The following is a 19,697-nucleotide window of genomic DNA, read 5'->3' as shown; positions in this document are numbered from 1 at the left end:
TCAGTTAATACTGACTTATAGGGCTGAGTTCCGCAAAATACGGATCTCAGCCCTTTTCATTTATCAGCGTTTTACCCGCTGAGTACGGTTCTTCAAGATATAGCTCACCGCGAGCAACAGTATCCACGCTGGAATCAATAGCACTGAAATCTGGATACCTGGTGTCAGATACATGATGACCAGAATCCCCGTCAGGAAGATTAAGCACAGGTAGTTGCTAAACGGATACCAGAATGCTTTGAACTGAGGAATGACCCCCTGACGGTTTTTGGCTGCACGGAATTTAAGGTGTGCCAGGCTAATCATCGCCCAGTTGATCACCAGCGCGGAAACCACCAATGCCATCAATAATTCAAAAGCACGGCCTGGAATCAGATAGTTGATCAGTACGCAAAATGCGGTAGCAAATGCAGAGACGGCAATAGCAATCACTGGAACACCGCGACCATCGACTTTTAACAAGAATTTCGGGCCATTACCTTGTTTTGCCAAGCCAAATAACATGCGGCTGTTGCAGTAAACGCAGCTGTTATAGACCGATAATGCCGCCGTCAGTACCACGATATTCAAGACGGTAGCGACGGCATTACTGTTCAATGCATGGAAAATTAACACAAACGGACTGCCGCCTTCGACCACTTTTCCCCACGGGTAGAGTGACAACAAGACTGCCAGAGAACCAATATAAAACAGTAGGATACGGTAGATAACCTGATTAGTTGCTTTAGGGATGCTCTTGGCTGGATTTTCAGCTTCTGCTGCGGTAATACCCACTAATTCAAGGCCACCGAAGGAGAACATGATAACCGCCATTGCCATCACCAGACCCATGATGCCATTGGGGAAGAAACCACCTTGCGCCCACAAGTTAGTCACGGTCGCTTCTGGGCCGCCTTGTCCACTCAGTAATAACCATCCGCCAAACAATATCATCGCGATAATCGCAACAACTTTGATAATGGCAAACCAGAACTCCATCTCGCCATAAACTTTGACGTTTGCCAGATTGATAGCATTAATGGCGAGGAAGAAAACAGCGGCAGAAACCCATGTAGGGATCTCAGGCCACCAGTATTGGATATAGATACCGACTGCCGTCAGTTCGGCCATCGCCACTAACACGTACAGAACCCAGTAGTTCCAGCCGGAAGCGAAACCGGCAAAGTTACCCCAATACTTATACGCAAAGTGGCTGAAAGAACCGGCTACCGGCTCCTCAACGACCATTTCACCCAACTGGCGCATAATCAGAAATGCGATAAAGCCACCGATTGCATACCCCAGTAAAACGGAAGGGCCTGCCATTTTAATGGTTTGCGCGATACCCAGAAATAACCCAGTACCAATCGCGCCACCTAAGGCAATTAGCTGAATGTGGCGGTTTTTAAGCCCCCGCTTTAGCTCCGCACCTTCTTGTTGAACACTCATTGTTGCATCCTCTGTCGTTGTGACTTCTAGCCGGCAATCCCGTCACCTTCAAGTTGCTGCTGTATTCGCAGCAATTTGAAATCTATTAGGTATAGATAGGAGCCTTTTGCTATGCGTAAGGTTTTGATTACATTATCTGTATTATTTTGTTTACGGTGGCTCTGTGTGTGATTTTCTCATCTGGCTACCGTTTAAAAGAGAATAGTGGTACGTGAGAATTATTGCATCTGCTTTTTATTTTAACCGGCGATTATTTAGTCAAAATGAGAAGAAAAATGTTGATGCATGATCAAGCTCTTGTTTTGGGAAAGAGTCGTAATACGCGGTTTCTGTATAAAAGAACACCAGTAGGCCATTTCTAACATGGTCTAACCAGTACTCAATCAGAAAATATGGGAATGCAGATTGCTCTGGGCTTTTATTGTTTTGTTATTCATTTTTATTGAATTTAAATTCACAAATAAAATGACTATAACGCTTCAGCTTGCGTAAATCTCCGTTTCATAAAAGTTAAAACTCTTTTATGTCAGGTAATGGTATTACCACCGGTACGTTATCACTTTGCATCGCTTTATCAGTGAAGTTGTTAAAATGTGCTGGGTTTCATGATTTTGGTCAAGGTCCGTATGGACAGGTAGTGAATACTTTGTTACTTTATCGTCACGTTTTAGAAATTGGTATTACCAATTGACTCCGCGCTATTCGCAGAGACGATTCACTCAATACGGCTTACAGCACATATGGCCTACAACAAAATCCGTCAACCCAAATTATCAGATGTTATCGAGCAACAGCTCGAGTACCTGATTTTGGAAGGGACGCTACGCCCAGGCGAAAAGTTACCGCCTGAGCGTGAGTTGGCGAAGCAATTTGATGTTTCCCGACCTTCTTTGCGAGAAGCAATCCAGCGTCTAGAAGCGAAAGGCCTGCTGCTGCGTCGTCAGGGTGGTGGTACGTTCGTGCAAGTCAATCTGTGGCAAAGTTTTAGCGATCCGCTGGCTGAAATGCTGGCCGACCATCCCGAATCACAATTCGATCTGTTAGAAACCCGTCATGCTCTCGAAGGTGTTGCTGCTTATTATGCGGCCCTACGTGGCACAGATGAAGATCTTCAGCGCATCCGTGAATGCCATACTGTTATTCAGCAAGCTCAAGATAGTGGCGATTTGGATGCAGAAGCTGATGCTGTTATGCAGTATCAAGTGGCTGTCACAGAGGCGGCACACAATGTGGTCTTACTGCATTTACTGCGTTGCATGGGGCCAATGCTGGAACAAAACGTTAAACAAAACTTTGAATTGCTTTACTCGCGCCGCGAAATGCTGGCAACGGTGAGCAGTCACCGCGCCGGGATTTTTGAGGCGATTGTGGCACGCGAGCCAGAGAAGGCCCGCGAAGCTTCACACCGTCACTTGGCGTTTATTGAGGAGATCCTGTTGGACCTCAGTCGGGAGCACAGTCGCCGTGAGCGATCTTTGCGTCGGCTCCAACAGCGCAAGGATTAGAAACGAATCATTCAGGTTGCGCCTCTGCAAAACCTCAATAACTCGTTTTATACCCTTTGTATTTGAAATTGCAGGCTTATTCGCTGCAATGCCAATTCATTTGGGTGATGTCTCTCATTTGAGAGGCATTAGCGGCAACTAAACTGATGGGCCTATCTTCCGGTGTTTTCACCAGGGCACGTGCTTTAGCCTGGGGTTAAAGCACAGGAAGATAGGCTCCAAATAAACCATTAGAAACAGATAAGGAATACCACCATGTCAGAACGTTTAAACAATGACGTGGATCCGATCGAAACGCGCGACTGGCTACAGGCGATTGAATCGGTTATCCGTGAAGAGGGTGTTGAGCGTGCTCAGTATCTGATTGATCAGGTCTTGGGCGAAGCCCGTAAAGGTGGTGTGAGTGTTGCTGCTGGTTCAGCCAGCCGTGATTACATCAACACGATTCCAGTGGAAGAAGAACCGGCTTATCCGGGCAACCTGGAACTGGAACGTAACATTCGTTCCGCTATCCGTTGGAACGCAGTGATGACCGTATTGCGTGCGTCGAAGAAAGATCTGGATTTGGGCGGCCACATGGCATCCTTCCAGTCTTCCGCTACCTTCTACGAAGTTTGCTTCAACCACTTCTTCCGTGCGCGTACTGAAAAAGACGGCGGTGATTTGGTTTACTTCCAAGGTCACATCTCTCCGGGCGTTTACGCACGTGCTTTCCTTGAAGGCCGCTTGACTGAAGATCAGATGAACAACTTCCGTCAGGAAGTTCACGGTAAAGGTCTGTCTTCTTACCCGCACCCGAAACTGATGCCTGAATTCTGGCAGTTCCCAACGGTATCAATGGGCCTTGGCCCGATTAGTGCTATCTATCAAGCCAAGTTCTTGAAATACCTCTCTCACCGTGGTCTGAAAGACACTTCAGCACAGACCGTGTACGCCTTCTTGGGCGACGGCGAGATGGATGAGCCAGAATCTAAAGGTGCGATCACCATCGCGACCCGTGAAAAACTGGACAACTTGGTCTTTGTTATCAACTGTAACTTGCAGCGTCTTGATGGCCCTGTAACCGGTAACGGCAAAATCATTAATGAGCTGGAAGGCATCTTCAGCGGTGCTGGCTGGCAGGTTCTGAAAGTGATTTGGGGCGGTCGTTGGGATGAACTGCTGCGTAAAGATACCAGCGGTAAACTGATCCAACTGATGAACGAAACGCTGGATGGTGACTACCAGACCTTCAAATCTAAAGATGGCGCCTATGTGCGCGAACACTTCTTTGGTCGTTTCCCAGAAACTGCTGCACTAGTGAAAGACATGAGCGACGAAGAGATCTGGTCTCTGAACCGTGGTGGTCATGATCCGAAGAAAGTCTTTGCCGCACTGAAAAAAGCACAAGATACCACTGGCAAACCAACCGTTATCCTAGCCCACACCATTAAAGGTTACGGCATGGGTGAAACGGCGGAAGGGAAAAACATTGCCCATCAGGTCAAGAAAATGAACATGGAAGGGGTTCACCACTTCCGCGATCGTTTCAATGTGCCTGTTGCTGATGCTGATATCGAAAAACTGCCATACATCACTTTCGATAAAGCGTCAGAAGAGTACAAATATCTGCACGAACGCCGTCAGGCGCTGGAAGGCTACCTGCCAACCCGTATGCCTAAGTTCACCGAGAAGCTGGAAATCCCTGCCTTGTCAGATTTCAGTTCCTTGCTGGAAGAGCAGAATAAAGAAATCTCTACCACTATCGCTTTCGTGCGTGCACTGAACGTGATGCTGAAGAACAAATCTATCAAAGATCGTATCGTGCCAATCATCGCCGATGAAGCGCGTACTTTCGGTATGGAAGGTCTGTTCCGTCAGATTGGTATTTACAGCCCGAACGGTCAGCAATATACCCCGCAAGACCGTGAGCAGGTTGCTTACTACAAAGAAGACGAAAAAGGTCAGATCCTGCAAGAAGGGATCAACGAACTGGGTGCAGCATCTTCATGGCTGGCGGCGGCAACGTCATACAGCACCAATGATCTGCCAATGATCCCGTTCTACATCTACTACTCCATGTTCGGTTTCCAACGTATCGGCGATCTGTGCTGGGCGGCGGGTGACCAACAAGCACGTGGCTTCTTAGTTGGCGGGACTTCAGGCCGTACCACACTGAACGGTGAAGGTCTGCAACACGAAGATGGTCATAGCCATATTCAGTCACTGACTATCCCGAACTGTATCTCTTACGATCCAGCTTATGCTTACGAAGTGGCAGTTATCATGCATGACGGTCTGGAGCGTATGTACGGCGAAGCGCAGGAAAACGTTTATTACTACCTGACGACGCTGAACGAAAACTACCACATGCCAGCCATGCCTCAGGGCGCAGAAGAAGGTATCCGTAAAGGTATCTACAAACTGGAAACTGTTGCAGGTAGCAAAGGCAAAGTGCAGTTGATGAGTTCAGGCGCAATCTTGCGTCACGTGCGTGAAGCCGCTCAGATTCTGGCTAACGACTACGGTGTCGGTTCTGACGTTTACAGCGTGACTTCATTCACTGAACTGGCACGTGATGGTCAGGATTGTGAGCGTTGGAACATGCTGCACCCATCAGAAACCCCACGTGTTCCTTACGTGGCTCAGGTGATGAACGATGCGCCAGCCGTTGCTTCTACCGACTACATGAAGCTGTTCGCTGAACAAATTCGTAACTTCATTCCTGCTAGCGAGTTCCGCGTTCTGGGGACTGATGGTTTCGGCCGTTCTGACAGCCGTGAGAACCTGCGTCACCACTTTGAAGTTGATGCTTCTTACGTTGTGGTTGCTGCTCTGGGTGAATTGGCTAAACGCGGTGACATCGACACCAGCGTAGTTGCAGAAGCAATTACTAAGTTTGGTATCGACGCTGATAAAGTTAACCCGCGTCTGGCATAAGAGGTAAAGAACAAATGTCTATCGAAATCAATGTACCGGACATCGGTGCGGATGAAGTTGAAGTCACCGAAATTATGGTGAAAGTTGGCGATACCGTTGAAGCGGAACAATCGCTGATCACCGTTGAAGGCGACAAAGCTTCTATGGAAGTCCCCTCTCCGCAGGCGGGTGTGGTGAAAGAAATCAAAATTGCCGTTGGCGACACAGTTGCTACCGGTAAGCTGATGATGATCTTCGAAGCAACGGGTGCCGCTGCGGCGCCTGCTAAAGCTGAAGAGCAAGCAGCTGCACCAGCACCGGCAGCAGCGCCTGCTGCGCCAGCGGCATCAGCGGCTAAAAACGTTGAAGTGCCAGACATCGGTGACGACGAAGTTGAAGTCACTGAAGTGATGGTGAAAGTTGGTGATAAAGTTGAAGCTGAACAATCACTGATCACTGTTGAAGGTGACAAGGCTTCCATGGAAGTGCCTGCTCCTTTCGCGGGTATCGTGAAAGAGATCAAAATCAGCACCGGCGATAAAGTGAAAACCGGTTCCCTGATCATGGTGTTCGAAGTGGAAGGCGCAGCACCTGCGGCCGCTTCGGCTCCAGCTCCGCAAGCCGCAGCCCCAGCAGCACCGGCTGCAACGGCGGCTCCAGCAGCAGCCCCAGCGGCGAAAGCAGAGAGCAAAGGCGAATTTACCGAGAATGATGCTTACGTGCATGCCACTCCGGTTATCCGTCGCTTGGCCCGTGAGTTCGGTGTGAATTTGGCGAAAGTCAAAGGCACCGGTCGTAAAGGCCGTATCCTGCGCGAAGACGTTCAGTCTTACGTGAAAGAGGCGGTGAAACGCGCTGAGTCTGCTCCAGCAGCTTCAGGCGGCGGTTTGCCTGGCATGTTGCCTTGGCCGAAAGTAGATTTCAGCAAGTTTGGTGAAATCGAAGAAGTCGAATTGGGCCGTATCCAGAAAATCTCTGGGGCGAACCTGAGCCGTAACTGGGTCATGATCCCACATGTGACACAATTCGACGAAGCGGATATCACTGAAGTTGAAGCCTTCCGTAAGCAACAGAACATCGAAGCTGAGAAGAAGAAACAAGATCTGAAGATCACCCCATTGGTGTTCCTGATGAAGGCGGCTGCCAAGGCGTTGGAAGAGTTCCCACGCTTTAACAGCTCCATTTCAGAAGATGGTCAGAAACTGACGCTGAAGAAATACATCAACATCGGTGTGGCGGTTGATACCCCTAACGGCCTGGTTGTTCCGGTATTCCGTGACGTGAACAAAAAAGGTATTGTCGAGTTGTCTCGCGAGCTGTCGGTCATTTCTAAGAAAGCGCGTGATGGCAAACTGACTGCATCTGATATGCAAGGCGGCTGTTTCACTATTTCCAGTCTGGGCGGTATCGGCGGCACGGCGTTTACGCCAATCGTCAACGCGCCAGAAGTGGCTATCTTGGGTGTGTCAAAATCATCCATGAAGCCAGTTTGGAATGGTAAAGAGTTTGCTCCACGTCTGATGCTGCCTCTGTCTCTGTCCTTCGACCACCGTGTGATCGATGGCGCAGCAGGTGCTCGCTTCGCAGCGTATATCGCGACCATTATGGCGGATATTCGCCGTCTGGTGATGTAATCGCTAAGGCCGGCTTCGCGCCGGCCTTGTTTTTACATAAGTCGACAAGGTTGTTGAGACACTCGTCACGTGATGCAGCTTTTCAGATTATTAACAATTCTGTAAACTGCCGCGTGTCAGTATCCCGGTGAATGAACGGCGTTATGAACTTTATGAGTCTAATGAAATGACGTCAGACCCGCCGGACAAACAATTAAGAGGTCATGATGAGTACTGAAATTAAAACTCAGGTCGTGGTACTTGGGGCAGGTCCAGCAGGGTACTCTGCTGCTTTTCGTTGCGCGGATTTAGGTTTAGAAACCATTCTGGTTGAGCGTTACTCCACTCTGGGTGGCGTTTGTCTGAATGTGGGTTGTATTCCATCCAAGGCGTTGTTACACGTTGCTAAAGTGATCGAAGAAGCCAAAGCACTGGCTGAACACGGTATCGTTTTTGGCGAGCCTAAAACTGACATCGATAAAGTACGTGTTTGGAAAGAGAAAGTTATCAATCAGTTAACCGGTGGTTTGGCAGGTATGGCTAAAGGCCGTAAAGTCAAAGTGGTTAACGGTTTCGGTAAATTTACCGGTGCGAATACCTTAGTGGTTGAAGGCGAAAATGGTCCAACGACCATCACCTTCGATAACGCGATTATCGCTGCGGGCTCACGTCCAATCCAACTGCCATTCATTCCTCATGAAGACCCACGTGTTTGGGACTCAACTGATGCGCTGGCACTGAAAACTGTCCCTGAGCGTCTGTTGGTCATGGGTGGCGGTATCATCGGTCTGGAAATGGGTACCGTTTACCACGCGCTGGGTTCTAAGATTGACGTCGTAGAAATGGCTGACCAGGTGATCCCTGCTGCTGATAAAGACGTGGTGAAAGTCTTCACTAAACGTATTAGCAAGCAATTCAACCTGATGCTGGAAACTAAAGTCACTGCCGTAGAAGCCAAAGAAGATGGTATCTACGTCACGATGGAAGGCAAAAAAGCACCGGCTGAACCACAGCGTTATGATGCGGTTCTGGTGGCTATCGGCCGCGTACCTAACGGTAAGCTGCTGGATGCAGGTCAGGCTGGCGTTGAAGTCGACGAACGTGGCTTTATCCACGTGGATAAGCAACTGCGTACTAACGTGCCACACATCTTTGCTATCGGTGACATCGTAGGTCAGCCAATGCTGGCACACAAAGGTGTTCACGAAGGTCACGTTGCCGCTGAAGTTATCTCTGGCATGAAGCATTACTTCGATCCGAAAGTGATCCCATCCATTGCATACACTGAACCAGAAGTCGCATGGGTTGGTTTGACCGAGAAAGAAGCAAAAGAAAAAGGCATCAGCTACGAAACCTCCACCTTCCCGTGGGCGGCATCGGGCCGTGCTATCGCTTCAGATTGCGCTGATGGTATGACTAAACTGATTTTCGACAAAGAAACTCACCGTATCATCGGTGGTGCGATTGTCGGGACTAACGGCGGCGAGCTGTTAGGTGAAATCGGTCTGGCAATCGAGATGGGTTGTGATGCGGAAGATCTTGCGTTGACCATCCATGCTCACCCAACACTGCATGAATCTGTTGGTCTGGCGGCGGAAATCTACGAAGGTAGCATTACCGACTTGCCTAACCCGAAAGCGAAAAAGAAATAAATTCTTTTTGCTGAAGCAGTGTGAGTTGTCTACTGCTTTCAACGTTGAAACGGCTCCTTTATCGGGGCCGTTTTTTATTTAACGCTTTTAATCAGCCTGCGCCTAGAAATCAAGAAAGTGTCCTGCTCGTAACTGGCTGGGGGTGATATGAAAGGTCCGCCGCAGAGCGGTGGCGAAATTGGCTGGGCTGGTATAACCCGCGATAGCGGCAGCTTGATCGATACTGATCCCTTCCTTCTGCAAGGCCAGCATCGCACGTTTCAAACGGCAATGACGAAGATACTCAAACACTGTGATGTTGTAGCTTTCACGAAAACGCCGCTGCAAGGTGCTTTGGCTCATGTTCACCAAGCGCGCTAATTCGCTCATCGATAAATGATCTGCTTCACCACTCTCCAGCCAGTCACGCACCTGTTGAACGCGGTTTAACCCACGGAGTGAAACTTTATTTTGCTGTTGAGCTGATTGTTCTAGGGAGCTAAACGCCTCAATAATCAAGCTAATACACTGTGTTTCCCACTGCAATCTTTCCAATGGGGTCGCGAAGGGCGGGGAGTTAACGATTTTCTGGGCAATAGCTTGCGCATGGATTGATGGTCGCCATAGATGAATCGCTAAATGCTGCTGTGTGAAGTTATACAATGCATCCCAATGGCCATCTTGTGGCATTAAATCCCCGTATAGCCATTCACGATCAAAGGTCAGCGTGAGCGTTCTCTCGTGGCTGTTATTCTTGCCGTGACGGGTAAACAACGTGCTTTCAGTCAATGAAACCAGTGAAGCATCGCCTTTTTCCTGCAAATGCAGTTGTTTGCCGCCAAAAGAAATATGTGCGCTGCCATTGACCACAATCGCTAATTTTAGCGCCGGATTGAGCTGGTTTTGTGTCTTGATATCGTAGAGATTGGTGACGTTCGCGGTATGGAGGATCAGATGCGGGTTCAGGCGTAATACCTGAAAGTCACCAAACAAAACCGGGTCAGTGGGTAATGATTTTGCACCACTTAGCTGATAATCGCTGGCGACAAGAGTTGATTGTTGCACAATTTGATCACGATAAATCGGCTTGGATGAAGGGGAGACAGTGCGTAACTTTGTTTTCTTCACCGTCGACATGATGACTCTCCACTGATCTTGATGTTATGGCGCGATTAACATGACAGCCTGATTGACCTTAGAACCCGTATGACATTAGGGCAACATTGACTTTACAACAAACAGCTTTGCCGTTTAAACAAACCTTTTCTTTGGTTGCAAATGTAACAATTAGCGCCGTGAATTGATAATGAAAATAATTATCAATCTTGTTCGTTTTTGTTGCCCCATTAATAGATTGGTAGGGATTTTCCTCTGCTGACATTTGCTGTGGGCTTTTGCATCGGGGAAAGTTAATGAACGTAAAATGGCCGCGCCGCTCGCTGACGACCTTAGCGAGTTTGATCAGTATCAGCCTTTCAACACCGCTCTGGGCGCAAACTCAAGCTACCACACAAAATCAGGCTCAGACTACCACACAAGCTCAGGCAGAGACAGCAACCACACCGTCGCAGGAAACCGCAGATGCTGACCATAAAGCGGCAACGGGTGATACGCTCGTCGTGACCGCTCAGCAGCAAGTGCGTCAAGCATTGGGTGCCTCGACCATTACCGCCGAAGATATCCGCAAACGCCCGCCGGCCAATGATCTGTCCGAAATTATCCGTACCATGCCGGGGGTGAATCTTTCCGGTAACTCCGCCAGTGGTCAGCGCGGGAACAATCGCCAAATTGATATTCGTGGCATGGGGCCAGAAAACACGCTGATTATGATCGATGGCATCCCTGTCACGAGCCGTAATGCCGTGCGATATGGTTGGCGTGGCGAGCGTGATACCCGTGGTGATACCAACTGGGTGCCCGCGAATATGGTTGAGAAAATCGAAGTTCTCCGTGGGCCGTCAGCCGCTCGTTATGGTAACGGTGCCGCCGGTGGTGTGGTGAATATCATCACTAAGCAACCGGACAAAGAACTGCACGGTAGCTGGAATGCCTACATGAATATGCCGGAGCACAGTGCAGAAGGGGCGACCCGTCGTACTGACTTCAACCTGATGGGGCCATTGACGGATACGCTGCGTTTCCGCTTATACGGCGGATACAATAAAACGGATGCGGATGCTTGGGATATCAACGCCGGTCATGAGTCCGCTCGGACAGGTAACCAAGCAGGCACACTGCCTGCTGGCCGTGAAGGCGTGCGTAATAAAGATATCAATGGCTTATTGCATTGGGACTTCGCTCAAGGCCAATCACTGGAGTTCGAGGCTGGCTATAGCCGCCAAGGGAACATTTATACCGGTGATACACAAAATACCAACAGTAATGCCATTGTGCGCAGTTTATACGGCGCAGAAACTAACCGCATGTACCGCGAAAATTTCTCGGTGACACACCGTGGTTTCTGGGATAACGGCGTTAGCTCAACGTCTTATGTTCAGTATGCACAAACACGTAACTCGCGCATCAACGAAGGCCTCGCGGGTGGCACCGAAGGCATCTTCTCGAATAACGGTTTCAGCACCATCAAACTGGATAACTATCGGGCCCACAGTGAAGTTAACGTGCCATTTGAATGGGGCTTTAATCAGGTGATGACAGTGGGTGCTGAGTGGAACGATCAGAAAATGAATGATCCGACCTCCAATACTCAAACCACGACCGAAGGCGGCAATGTTAGCGGCCTGACGGGAACGGGACGCGATACACGTACTTCAGCGCAGATAGCCTCTGTGTTTGTTGAAGATAATATCGAGTTGACCGAGACCACCATGCTCACGCCAGCGTTGCGTTTTGATCATCACAGCACTGCCGGTAGTAACTGGAGCCCTGGGTTAAACGTGTCGCAAGAACTGGGTGATTACTTCACCATGAAAATGGGGATTGCACGTTCGTATAAAGCGCCTAACTTGTACCAAACTAACCCGAACTACTTGCTCTATAGCCGTGGCCAAGGCTGCTACGGCGGTGGCGGTAGCTGCTACCTGATGGGGAATGACTCGCTGTCAGCTGAAACCAGCGTGAACAAAGAGATTGGGTTTGAGTTCCATAATAACGAAGGCATTATTGCCGGTATCACTTACTTCCGTAATGATTATCGCAATAAAATTGAGCCAGGTTTGGTTTCTCTTGGGACGGCCAATGGCGGGACCGGTGCTTATGCAAACTCTGATATTTTCCAATGGGAAAACGTGCCTAAGGCCTTAGTGGAAGGGTTGGAAGGTAACCTGACTGTGCCATTCACCGATACGGTCCAATGGAGCAGCAATCTGACTTACATGCTGGAATCGAAGAATAAAACCACGGGCGATTACTTATCCATCACCCCTGAGTTTACGCTGAACAGTTCGGTCAGTTGGCAGGCAACGGATGATTTATCTTTACTCTCAACCGTGACTTGGTATGGCCGCCAGAAACCGAAGAAATATGATTATCAAGGGCTGCCAGTCACAGGGACTGCGCTCAATGAAGTCAGTCCGTATGCTATCTTTGGTCTCAGTGGCACCTACACCGTGACTAAAAATGTCAGCGTGACCACAGGTATTGAAAACTTGTTCGATAAACGCCAGTTCCGTGCGGGTAATGCTCAGAGCGTTGCGGGCATCGCAGGTGCCGGTGCGGCGACGTACAATGAACCGGGACGCACATACTTTGTTAGCTTGAATACCCAGTTCTAATCACTTCTCTGTATTAATGACAGAAACAGTCGATATCGGCTGTTTCTGTTTCATTTACCACCAAATATCTTCCATTCGTTATTCATTGCCTCAAAAGTCCTACCGAAAGCACGAGACGTTCAGACAGAGATGGTATCCATTCATTAATTATGGTTATTATGCGCTAGCCATTTTAGCTGATAAAACTCGGTGGCTACGGGCTAACTGAGAGCCGTTATCAATAGCTCAGTTGAATAAACTGTACATAACGATTCAGCAAAAATTTAATGTTGCTTTTATGTGAACGAATTAACACAGAGTTCAAATACTGATATGCTGGCTGGGCGAAACTGGGCGTCTTACCTTACACCTACTACCTCAGTGATGATGGCAAGTGGCAACAGATAGCCTGGCAAAATATATGACAATAAAAGCGAGGAGAGAGTCGTGCTAGAAGAATACCGTAAGCACGTAGCCGAGCGTGCTGCTGAGGGTATCGTCCCCAAGCCATTAGATGCATCACAAATGGCCGCGCTGGTTGAATCATTAAAGAATCCGCCTGCGGGCGAAGAAGCCTTCCTGTTAGATCTGCTGATTAATCGTGTACCACCGGGTGTTGATGAAGCCGCTTACGTTAAAGCCGGTTTTCTGGCTGCGATTGCCAAAGGTGATGCCCACTCCCCCCTGATTACCGCTGAGAAAGCAATTGAACTGCTTGGCACCATGCAGGGCGGCTATAATATTCATCCGCTGATTGATGCGTTAGATAATGAAAAGCTGGCTCCCATTGCGGGCAAAGCGCTATCTCACACGCTGTTGATGTTCGATAACTTCTACGATGTGGAAGAAAAAGCCAAAGCGGGTAACCCGCATGCCAAGCAAGTCATGCAATCTTGGGCCGATGCCGAATGGTATCTTTCTCGCCCTGCATTGGCCGAGAAAATTACGGTTACCGTATTTAAAGTCACCGGTGAAACGAATACCGATGACTTGTCCCCAGCCCCTGATGCTTGGTCACGCCCTGATATTCCATTGCATGCGTTGGCGATGCTGAAGAACGCCCGTGAAGGTATTCATCCAGATAAGCCGGGTAGCGTGGGTCCGATCAAGCAAATCGAAGAACTGAACAAAATGGGCTTCCCGTTGGCCTATGTCGGTGACGTGGTGGGTACCGGCTCTTCCCGTAAGTCAGCCACTAACTCAGTGCTGTGGTTTATGGGTGATGACATCCCTTACGTGCCGAATAAGCGCGGTGGTGGTGTAGTGCTGGGTAGCAAGATTGCCCCTATCTTCTTTAATACCATGGAAGATGCTGGCGCACTGCCTATCGAAGTGGATGTTGCTAAGCTCAATATGGGCGACGTCATCGATATCTTCCCGTATTTGGGTGAAGTTCGTCGTCATGATACCGGTGAGATTTTAGCCACTTTCGAGCTAAAAACAGACGTATTGCTGGATGAAGTGCGTGCTGGTGGCCGTATTCCATTGATCGTTGGCCGTGGCTTGACCACGAAAGCCCGTGAATCATTGGGTCTGCCAGCCAGTGACGTATTCCGTGTGGCGAAGCCTGTTGCGAAAAGCAATAAAGGCTTCTCCTTGGCCCAGAAAATGGTGGGCCGTGCTTGCGGCGTAGCTGGCGTGCGTCCAGGCGAATACTGCGAACCTAAAATGACTTCAGTGGGTTCACAAGATACCACCGGCCCGATGACCCGTGACGAGTTGAAAGACTTGGCATGCTTGGGGTTCTCGGCGGATCTAGTGATGCAGTCATTCTGCCATACTGCGGCTTATCCTAAGCCCGTTGACGTGACGACTCATCACACACTGCCTGATTTCATCATGAACCGTGGTGGCGTCTCGCTGCGCCCAGGTGATGGCATTATCCACTCATGGCTGAACCGTATGCTGTTACCGGATACCGTCGGCACTGGCGGTGACTCCCATACTCGTTTCCCTATTGGGATCTCCTTCCCTGCGGGTTCTGGTTTAGTCGCATTTGCCGCAGCAACCGGCGTTATGCCGCTGGATATGCCGGAGTCCGTGCTGGTGCGCTTTAAAGGGAAAATGCAACCGGGTATCACCCTGCGTGATTTGGTTCATGCCATCCCTTACTACGCTATTCAGGAAGGTCTGCTGACGGTTGAGAAGCAAGGCAAGAAGAACATTTTCTCTGGCCGAATTCTGGAAATCGAAGGTTTGCCAGAGCTGAAAGTCGAGCAAGCATTCGAACTGGCTGATGCGTCTGCGGAACGTTCTGCGGCGGGTTGTACCATCAAGCTGGATAAAGCGCCGATTACCGAATACCTGCAATCTAACGTGGTGTTGCTGAAGTGGATGATTGCTGAAGGTTATGGCGATCGCCGCACACTGGAGCGCCGTATCAATGGTATGGAAAGCTGGTTAGCGAACCCGAATCTGCTGGAAGGCGATGCTGATGCTGAATATGCCGCAGTGATCGAAATCGATCTGGCTGATATTACTCAGCCAATCCTGTGTGCGCCAAACGATCCCGATGATGCTCGCCTGTTATCTGATGTTGCCAACAGCAAAATTGATGAAGTGTTTATCGGTTCTTGCATGACTAACATCGGTCACTTCCGTGCGGCGGGTAAGTTGTTAGGCCAACATAAAGGCCAATTGCCAACGCGATTATGGGTTGCACCACCGACCAAAATGGATGCCGCGCAGCTGACGGAAGAGGGCTATTACAGCATCTTTGGTAACAGCGGTGCGCGCATTGAAATCCCAGGCTGTTCACTGTGCATGGGTAACCAAGCGCGAGTAGCTGACGGTGCGACGGTGGTGTCGACTTCAACGCGTAACTTCCCTAACCGTTTAGGTACTGGGGCGAATGTGTATCTGGCCTCGGCTGAATTGGCCGCCATCGCCTCGTTGTTGGGTCGCCTGCCGACACCGGATGAATACCAAACCTATATCGCTCAGGTTGATAAGACCGCAGAGGATACTTATCGCTACCTGAACTTTGATCAGTTGACCCAATATACTGAAAAAGCCGATGGTGTGATCTTCCAAACCGCCGTCTAAGTCGATATATTCTGCACCTGCTAAACAAACGGGGGGCCATTGGCCTCCCGTTTCTATTTTAAAAACCTCATTTGATTAAAATTTTTTAGCTATTTTTTGGCTTTGCGAGCTTGCGCCAAGTGAGGGGGCTAATAACGTTTAAACTAATAATACCCTTCTTAGTTGAGGTGACGACAGGCGTCGCGCCCCAATGATTTTGGGGACATTGATATCAGGAGGGCGTGCTATGGACTATGAATTCTTGCGTGATTTAACCGGGCAAGTGCTCGTTAGATTCTCCATGGGGCATGAAGTGATTGGGCACTGGCTCAATGAAGAGATTAAAGGTGACTTAGCCAAGCTGGATCAAATTGAAGCCGCCGCTGCTGAGGTGAAAGGCAGTGAGCGCCAGTGGCAACTCACTGGCCATGAATATACGTTGTGGTTAGACGGTGAAGAAGTGATGGTGCGCGCCAATCAACTGGATCTCGAAGGCGACGAGATGGAAGATGGCATGAATTATTACGATGAAGAAAGCCTTTGCCTTTGCGGCTTAGAAGATTTTCTTCTGGTGTTACAGGGTTACCGTCATTTTATTCAGACTAACTAGTGGCACGGGTGGCAGACCAGCAAAGCAGTGAACCGACCACTACCATTGCTACGCCCGGCCAGAAGGCGGGGGACGGGAGTGTATTGAGCCACAAGCTGGCAATCAGTATTGATAGCAAAGGTGTGAAGTAAGAGAGGGCAGCGACCAGTGTGGCGTTGCCTTTTTTCATGGCGATATCCCAGCACACGTAGGCCAGTGCGGTATTGGCGCCCATCAGGAGCAGTTCAAAACTCGCCCGTTGGGTGAAGTGCAATTCACCGGGTGTCAGCATAAAGAACATCAGCCATAAACACAGGGCGCAGGCGAGTAAAAACAACGGTAACGCGCCGGGACCTCGGCTATATAAACGAACCAGATTTGAATAAGCGGCCCACGTCAATGCGCCCACCAGTGCCAAACTGTAAGCCAATGGGTTGCTACTGACATTGGCGCTAAGGGTTTTGATGCTCAGTCCATCGCCACCGCTGACAACCCAGATAACACCAAAGAGCGCAAGGGCGGCACCAAGCCATAGCCACCAACGGGCGCGCAGTTTGAGGATCGGAACCGCTAACAGCAGCGTTAAGCTCGGCCATAAATAGTTAATCAGGCCAATTTCTAGTGTTTGCTGCCGATCATTGGCCATACCGATAGCCAGCGCGAACGCCACCATATACACCACAAACAGCACACCGCAGCCATACAGATAGGCAGGATGTTGCCCGCGTAATGTCGGTTTGCCCGCCACCAACCACACTAAAATTCCACTGACAGTATAAATAGCCGCGCCTGCGCCAAACGGCCCAAGTGTTTCGGACAGCCCACGTGTAAGGGCAACACTCATGCTCCAAAGCAAAATCGCAATGATGCCATACAGGGTAGGGAGGCGGTTCATGGCTAGGGCAGCGTCCTTGTGCAACGACAGAGGAAAAATAGGATCTTCTTATACCCTGTTAAACAGGAGGATGGGAATAGTGAGAGATCAATTATTAGCGAGTTAACCATCAGAACGATAAAAATCGAGATATGGCTGATTTTGCTACTTAAAAATCCCGGCCTAAACCGGGATTTTTAATATTAACTGACCCAAGTGTTATCAAACTTCTGGCACGTTACGGCCATAGTAAATTTCCTGCATTTCTTTGTATAACAGGCGAGTAATACGCTCTCGTTCTTGTGCACTTAGCTCTTCTGGCTTGGCATTGAACAGATAATGCTTCAAATCGAAATCCTTCAGCATCATCTTGGTATGGAAAATATTTTCCTGATAAACATTCACATCCATCATGTGGTACAGCGCTTTCATATCGTCTGACATAAAGTTCTGAATCGAGTTGATCTTATGATCGATAAAGTGTTTTACCCCATTGATATCTCGGGTAAATCCTCGCACTCGATAATCCATGGTGACGATATCGGATTCCAGCTGGTGGATCAGGTAATTCAGCGCTTTTAGCGGTGAGATCACTCCACAGGTAGAGACTTCGATATCCGCACGGAACGTGCATAGCCCTGCTTCAGGATGGCTTTCAGGATAGGTATGGACGCAAATGTGGCTCTTGTCCAAATGAGCGACGACCGTATTGGGAAGTGGGCCAGGGTGTTCCGAGGTATCAACATCACGAGGGTCTACCGGCTCTTCGCTCACCAAAATGGTGACACTGGCACCTTGCGGATCGTAATCCTGACGCGCGATATTCAATATATTTGCACCAATGATCGAGCAAGTCTCGCTCAAGATCTCGGTCAAGCGGTTGGCGTTGTACTGTTCGTCAATGTAGGCGATATAGCCATCGCGATCGTCTGCGGTCTCGGCATAACAAATATCGTAAATACAAAAACTCAGGCTTTTTGTCAGGTTATTGAAGCCGTGTAGTTTAAGCTTGGACAATTTGGTTCAGCTCCTTATGGATTATCAACAACGATACCCTTCTTGTTTTTCGTTGCTGCATTTTACATGTCGCAGCGATGACTCACTTGATTAAGGCATCCAACAGATATTGTGGTAATGCAAAGCTGCCAACATGAATGTCTGGATTATAGTAGCGGCAGGTTAGGCCCGCATCGGCAAAACGCTGTTGCAGTGTGGCGCTATCTAACTGGCGTAATAATGGGTTCTGACTCGCCCAAGCGAAGGTCATAATACCACCGTAATAGGTTGGGATTGCTGCCTGATAAAAGCTGACATCGCTGAAATAGTGGCTAAGCTTATTGTGGCTGTCGACCGCTTCATCTTGTTGTAAGAAGCACACCCCGTTTTGTGCAACAAAAATGCCGCCGTCGTTCAGGCTACGTGCGCATCCTTCGTAAAAAGCTGAGGTGAACAAGCTTTCCCCAGGGCCGATGGGGTCGGTACAGTCAGAGATGATGACATCGAATTTTTCAGTCGTTTGATTAACGAAGTTAACGCCATCATCAATAACGAGTTTGAAGCGAGGGTCATCGTAAGCACCGGCGCTGTGGTTTGGCAGGTATTGGCGACAGAACGAGACGACACCGGCATCAATTTCGACCATGGTGATCTGCTCGATATTTTTATGGCGGCTAACTTCGCGCAACATTGCGCCATCACCACCACCGATGATCAGCACCTTTTTTGCGTGGCCGTGAGCCAGCAAAGGAACGTGAGTCATCATTTCGTGATAGATAAACTCGTCACGCTCGGTGGTCTGCACGACGCCATCTAAAGCCATCACTCGGCCCAGTACAGGGTTTTCAAAAATCACCAAATCCTGATGCTCGGTTTTTTCGCGGTAAAGTACGTTTTCAACTGAAAAGTACTGGCCGAAGTTGGCATGTAATGTCTCATACCATAGTTCTTTCTGTGACATGTTCGGGGCTTCTCCTTCGCAGTAACAGCCATGAAAAATGGGGGGCAACATCATAGCCAACTCTGCCAGAGGTTGCACGGCGGAATTCCAAGCGGAAAAGAGATAGGTGGGATTGCTAGTTAGCGTAGGCCAATAAACTTAACGAGTCACGGGCTAAAGACTTGCACTTATTCGGTACAGGAATAGCAATGCCACGAAGGTCTTGATAACTCTCTTCGCCTAAGGCTTTCATATTGAAACTATTGTAGTTACGCAGGTCCCAGCTATTTTGCTGGGCAAAATAGACAATGGCTCGTTTAATTTCGTTATTGGGTAATTCGTTATATCCGCAATCATTTTTCAGATAAACGAATACCGCAGTCAGATCGGCGAGATCTTCTGCTTCAGATTCACTTAATGCAGAACTGGCAGATGAATATCCGCACAGAGTAAGCAGCAGCATAACTAACGTTGTTCTTTTCATCG

General features: G+C 49.1%; 13 protein-coding genes. 7 read left to right on the top strand and 6 right to left on the bottom strand.

The annotated features are described in order from the left end of the window. Positions 1 to 63: 63 nt before the first annotated feature. A complete protein-coding gene (locus DA391_RS18540; protein WP_050080249.1) occupies positions 64 to 1,428 on the bottom strand; it encodes an amino acid permease in 1,365 nt (454 codons plus the stop codon). Between the two features lie 740 nt (positions 1,429 to 2,168). Between DA391_RS18540 and pdhR the strand changes: the two genes are divergently transcribed. The 4 genes from pdhR (at position 2,169) to lpdA (ending at position 9,096) form a co-directional block, all read left to right on the top strand. Continuing rightward, complete coding sequence (gene pdhR / locus DA391_RS18535; protein WP_019211060.1) at positions 2,169 to 2,933, top strand: pyruvate dehydrogenase complex transcriptional repressor PdhR; 765 nt, start codon at positions 2,169 to 2,171, stop codon at positions 2,931 to 2,933. 255 nt (positions 2,934 to 3,188) lie between these two features. Continuing rightward, on the top strand, positions 3,189 to 5,852 hold the full coding sequence (aceE, locus tag DA391_RS18530; protein ID WP_057642496.1) for a pyruvate dehydrogenase (acetyl-transferring), homodimeric type: 2,664 nt from the start codon (positions 3,189 to 3,191) through the stop codon (positions 5,850 to 5,852). A gap of 14 nt (positions 5,853 to 5,866) precedes the next feature. After that, a complete protein-coding gene (gene aceF, locus DA391_RS18525) occupies positions 5,867 to 7,465 on the top strand; it encodes a pyruvate dehydrogenase complex dihydrolipoyllysine-residue acetyltransferase (protein WP_050080253.1) in 1,599 nt (532 codons plus the stop codon). Positions 7,466 to 7,671: 206 nt separating this feature from the next. Next, positions 7,672 to 9,096, top strand: coding sequence for a dihydrolipoyl dehydrogenase (gene lpdA / locus DA391_RS18520; protein WP_167311317.1), 1,425 nt, complete (start codon positions 7,672 to 7,674; stop codon positions 9,094 to 9,096). Positions 9,097 to 9,198: 102 nt separating this feature from the next. Here lpdA and DA391_RS18515 read toward each other — a convergent pair whose 3' ends face one another. Then, entirely contained in the window at positions 9,199 to 10,212 is a 1,014-nt protein-coding gene (locus DA391_RS18515) for a helix-turn-helix domain-containing protein (protein WP_050080255.1), read from the bottom strand. A 275-nt stretch (positions 10,213 to 10,487) separates the two neighbouring features. Between DA391_RS18515 and DA391_RS18510 the strand changes: the two genes are divergently transcribed. From DA391_RS18510 to yacL, 3 genes are all read left to right on the top strand, one after another. After that, complete coding sequence (locus DA391_RS18510) at positions 10,488 to 12,809, top strand: TonB-dependent siderophore receptor (protein ID WP_050080256.1); 2,322 nt, start codon at positions 10,488 to 10,490, stop codon at positions 12,807 to 12,809. Positions 12,810 to 13,235: 426 nt separating this feature from the next. Next, on the top strand, positions 13,236 to 15,833 hold the full coding sequence (acnB, locus tag DA391_RS18505) for a bifunctional aconitate hydratase 2/2-methylisocitrate dehydratase (protein WP_050080257.1): 2,598 nt from the start codon (positions 13,236 to 13,238) through the stop codon (positions 15,831 to 15,833). A 226-nt stretch (positions 15,834 to 16,059) separates the two neighbouring features. Next, positions 16,060 to 16,422 (top strand): protein YacL, encoded by a 363-nt coding sequence (gene yacL, locus DA391_RS18500; RefSeq protein ID WP_019211053.1) that lies wholly within the window; start codon positions 16,060 to 16,062, stop codon positions 16,420 to 16,422. Here the strand turns inward: yacL and yddG are convergent. From yddG to DA391_RS18480, 4 genes are all read right to left on the bottom strand, one after another. Further along, positions 16,415 to 17,296, bottom strand: coding sequence for an aromatic amino acid DMT transporter YddG (gene yddG, locus DA391_RS18495; RefSeq protein WP_108088059.1), 882 nt, complete (start codon positions 17,294 to 17,296; stop codon positions 16,415 to 16,417). The genes yacL and yddG overlap by 8 nt on opposite strands. A gap of 201 nt (positions 17,297 to 17,497) precedes the next feature. Continuing rightward, complete coding sequence (gene speD, locus DA391_RS18490) at positions 17,498 to 18,292, bottom strand: adenosylmethionine decarboxylase (RefSeq protein WP_019211051.1); 795 nt, start codon at positions 18,290 to 18,292, stop codon at positions 17,498 to 17,500. Between the two features lie 82 nt (positions 18,293 to 18,374). Further along, on the bottom strand, positions 18,375 to 19,232 hold the full coding sequence (gene speE, locus DA391_RS18485; RefSeq protein ID WP_019211050.1) for a polyamine aminopropyltransferase: 858 nt from the start codon (positions 19,230 to 19,232) through the stop codon (positions 18,375 to 18,377). 115 nt (positions 19,233 to 19,347) lie between these two features. Continuing rightward, the gene (locus DA391_RS18480; RefSeq protein ID WP_050080261.1) at positions 19,348 to 19,695 is read right to left on the bottom strand and encodes a YacC family pilotin-like protein; all 348 of its coding nucleotides are present in this window, start codon (positions 19,693 to 19,695) and stop codon (positions 19,348 to 19,350) included. Between the last annotated feature and the right edge of the window lie 2 nt (positions 19,696 to 19,697).

The sequence above is a fragment of the Yersinia massiliensis genome, from assembly GCF_003048255.1.
Taxonomy (GTDB): Bacteria; Pseudomonadota; Gammaproteobacteria; order Enterobacterales; family Enterobacteriaceae; genus Yersinia; species Yersinia massiliensis_A.
Note: the sequence above shows the minus strand (reverse complement) of the source record. Positions and strands in the feature narration are given on the sequence as shown.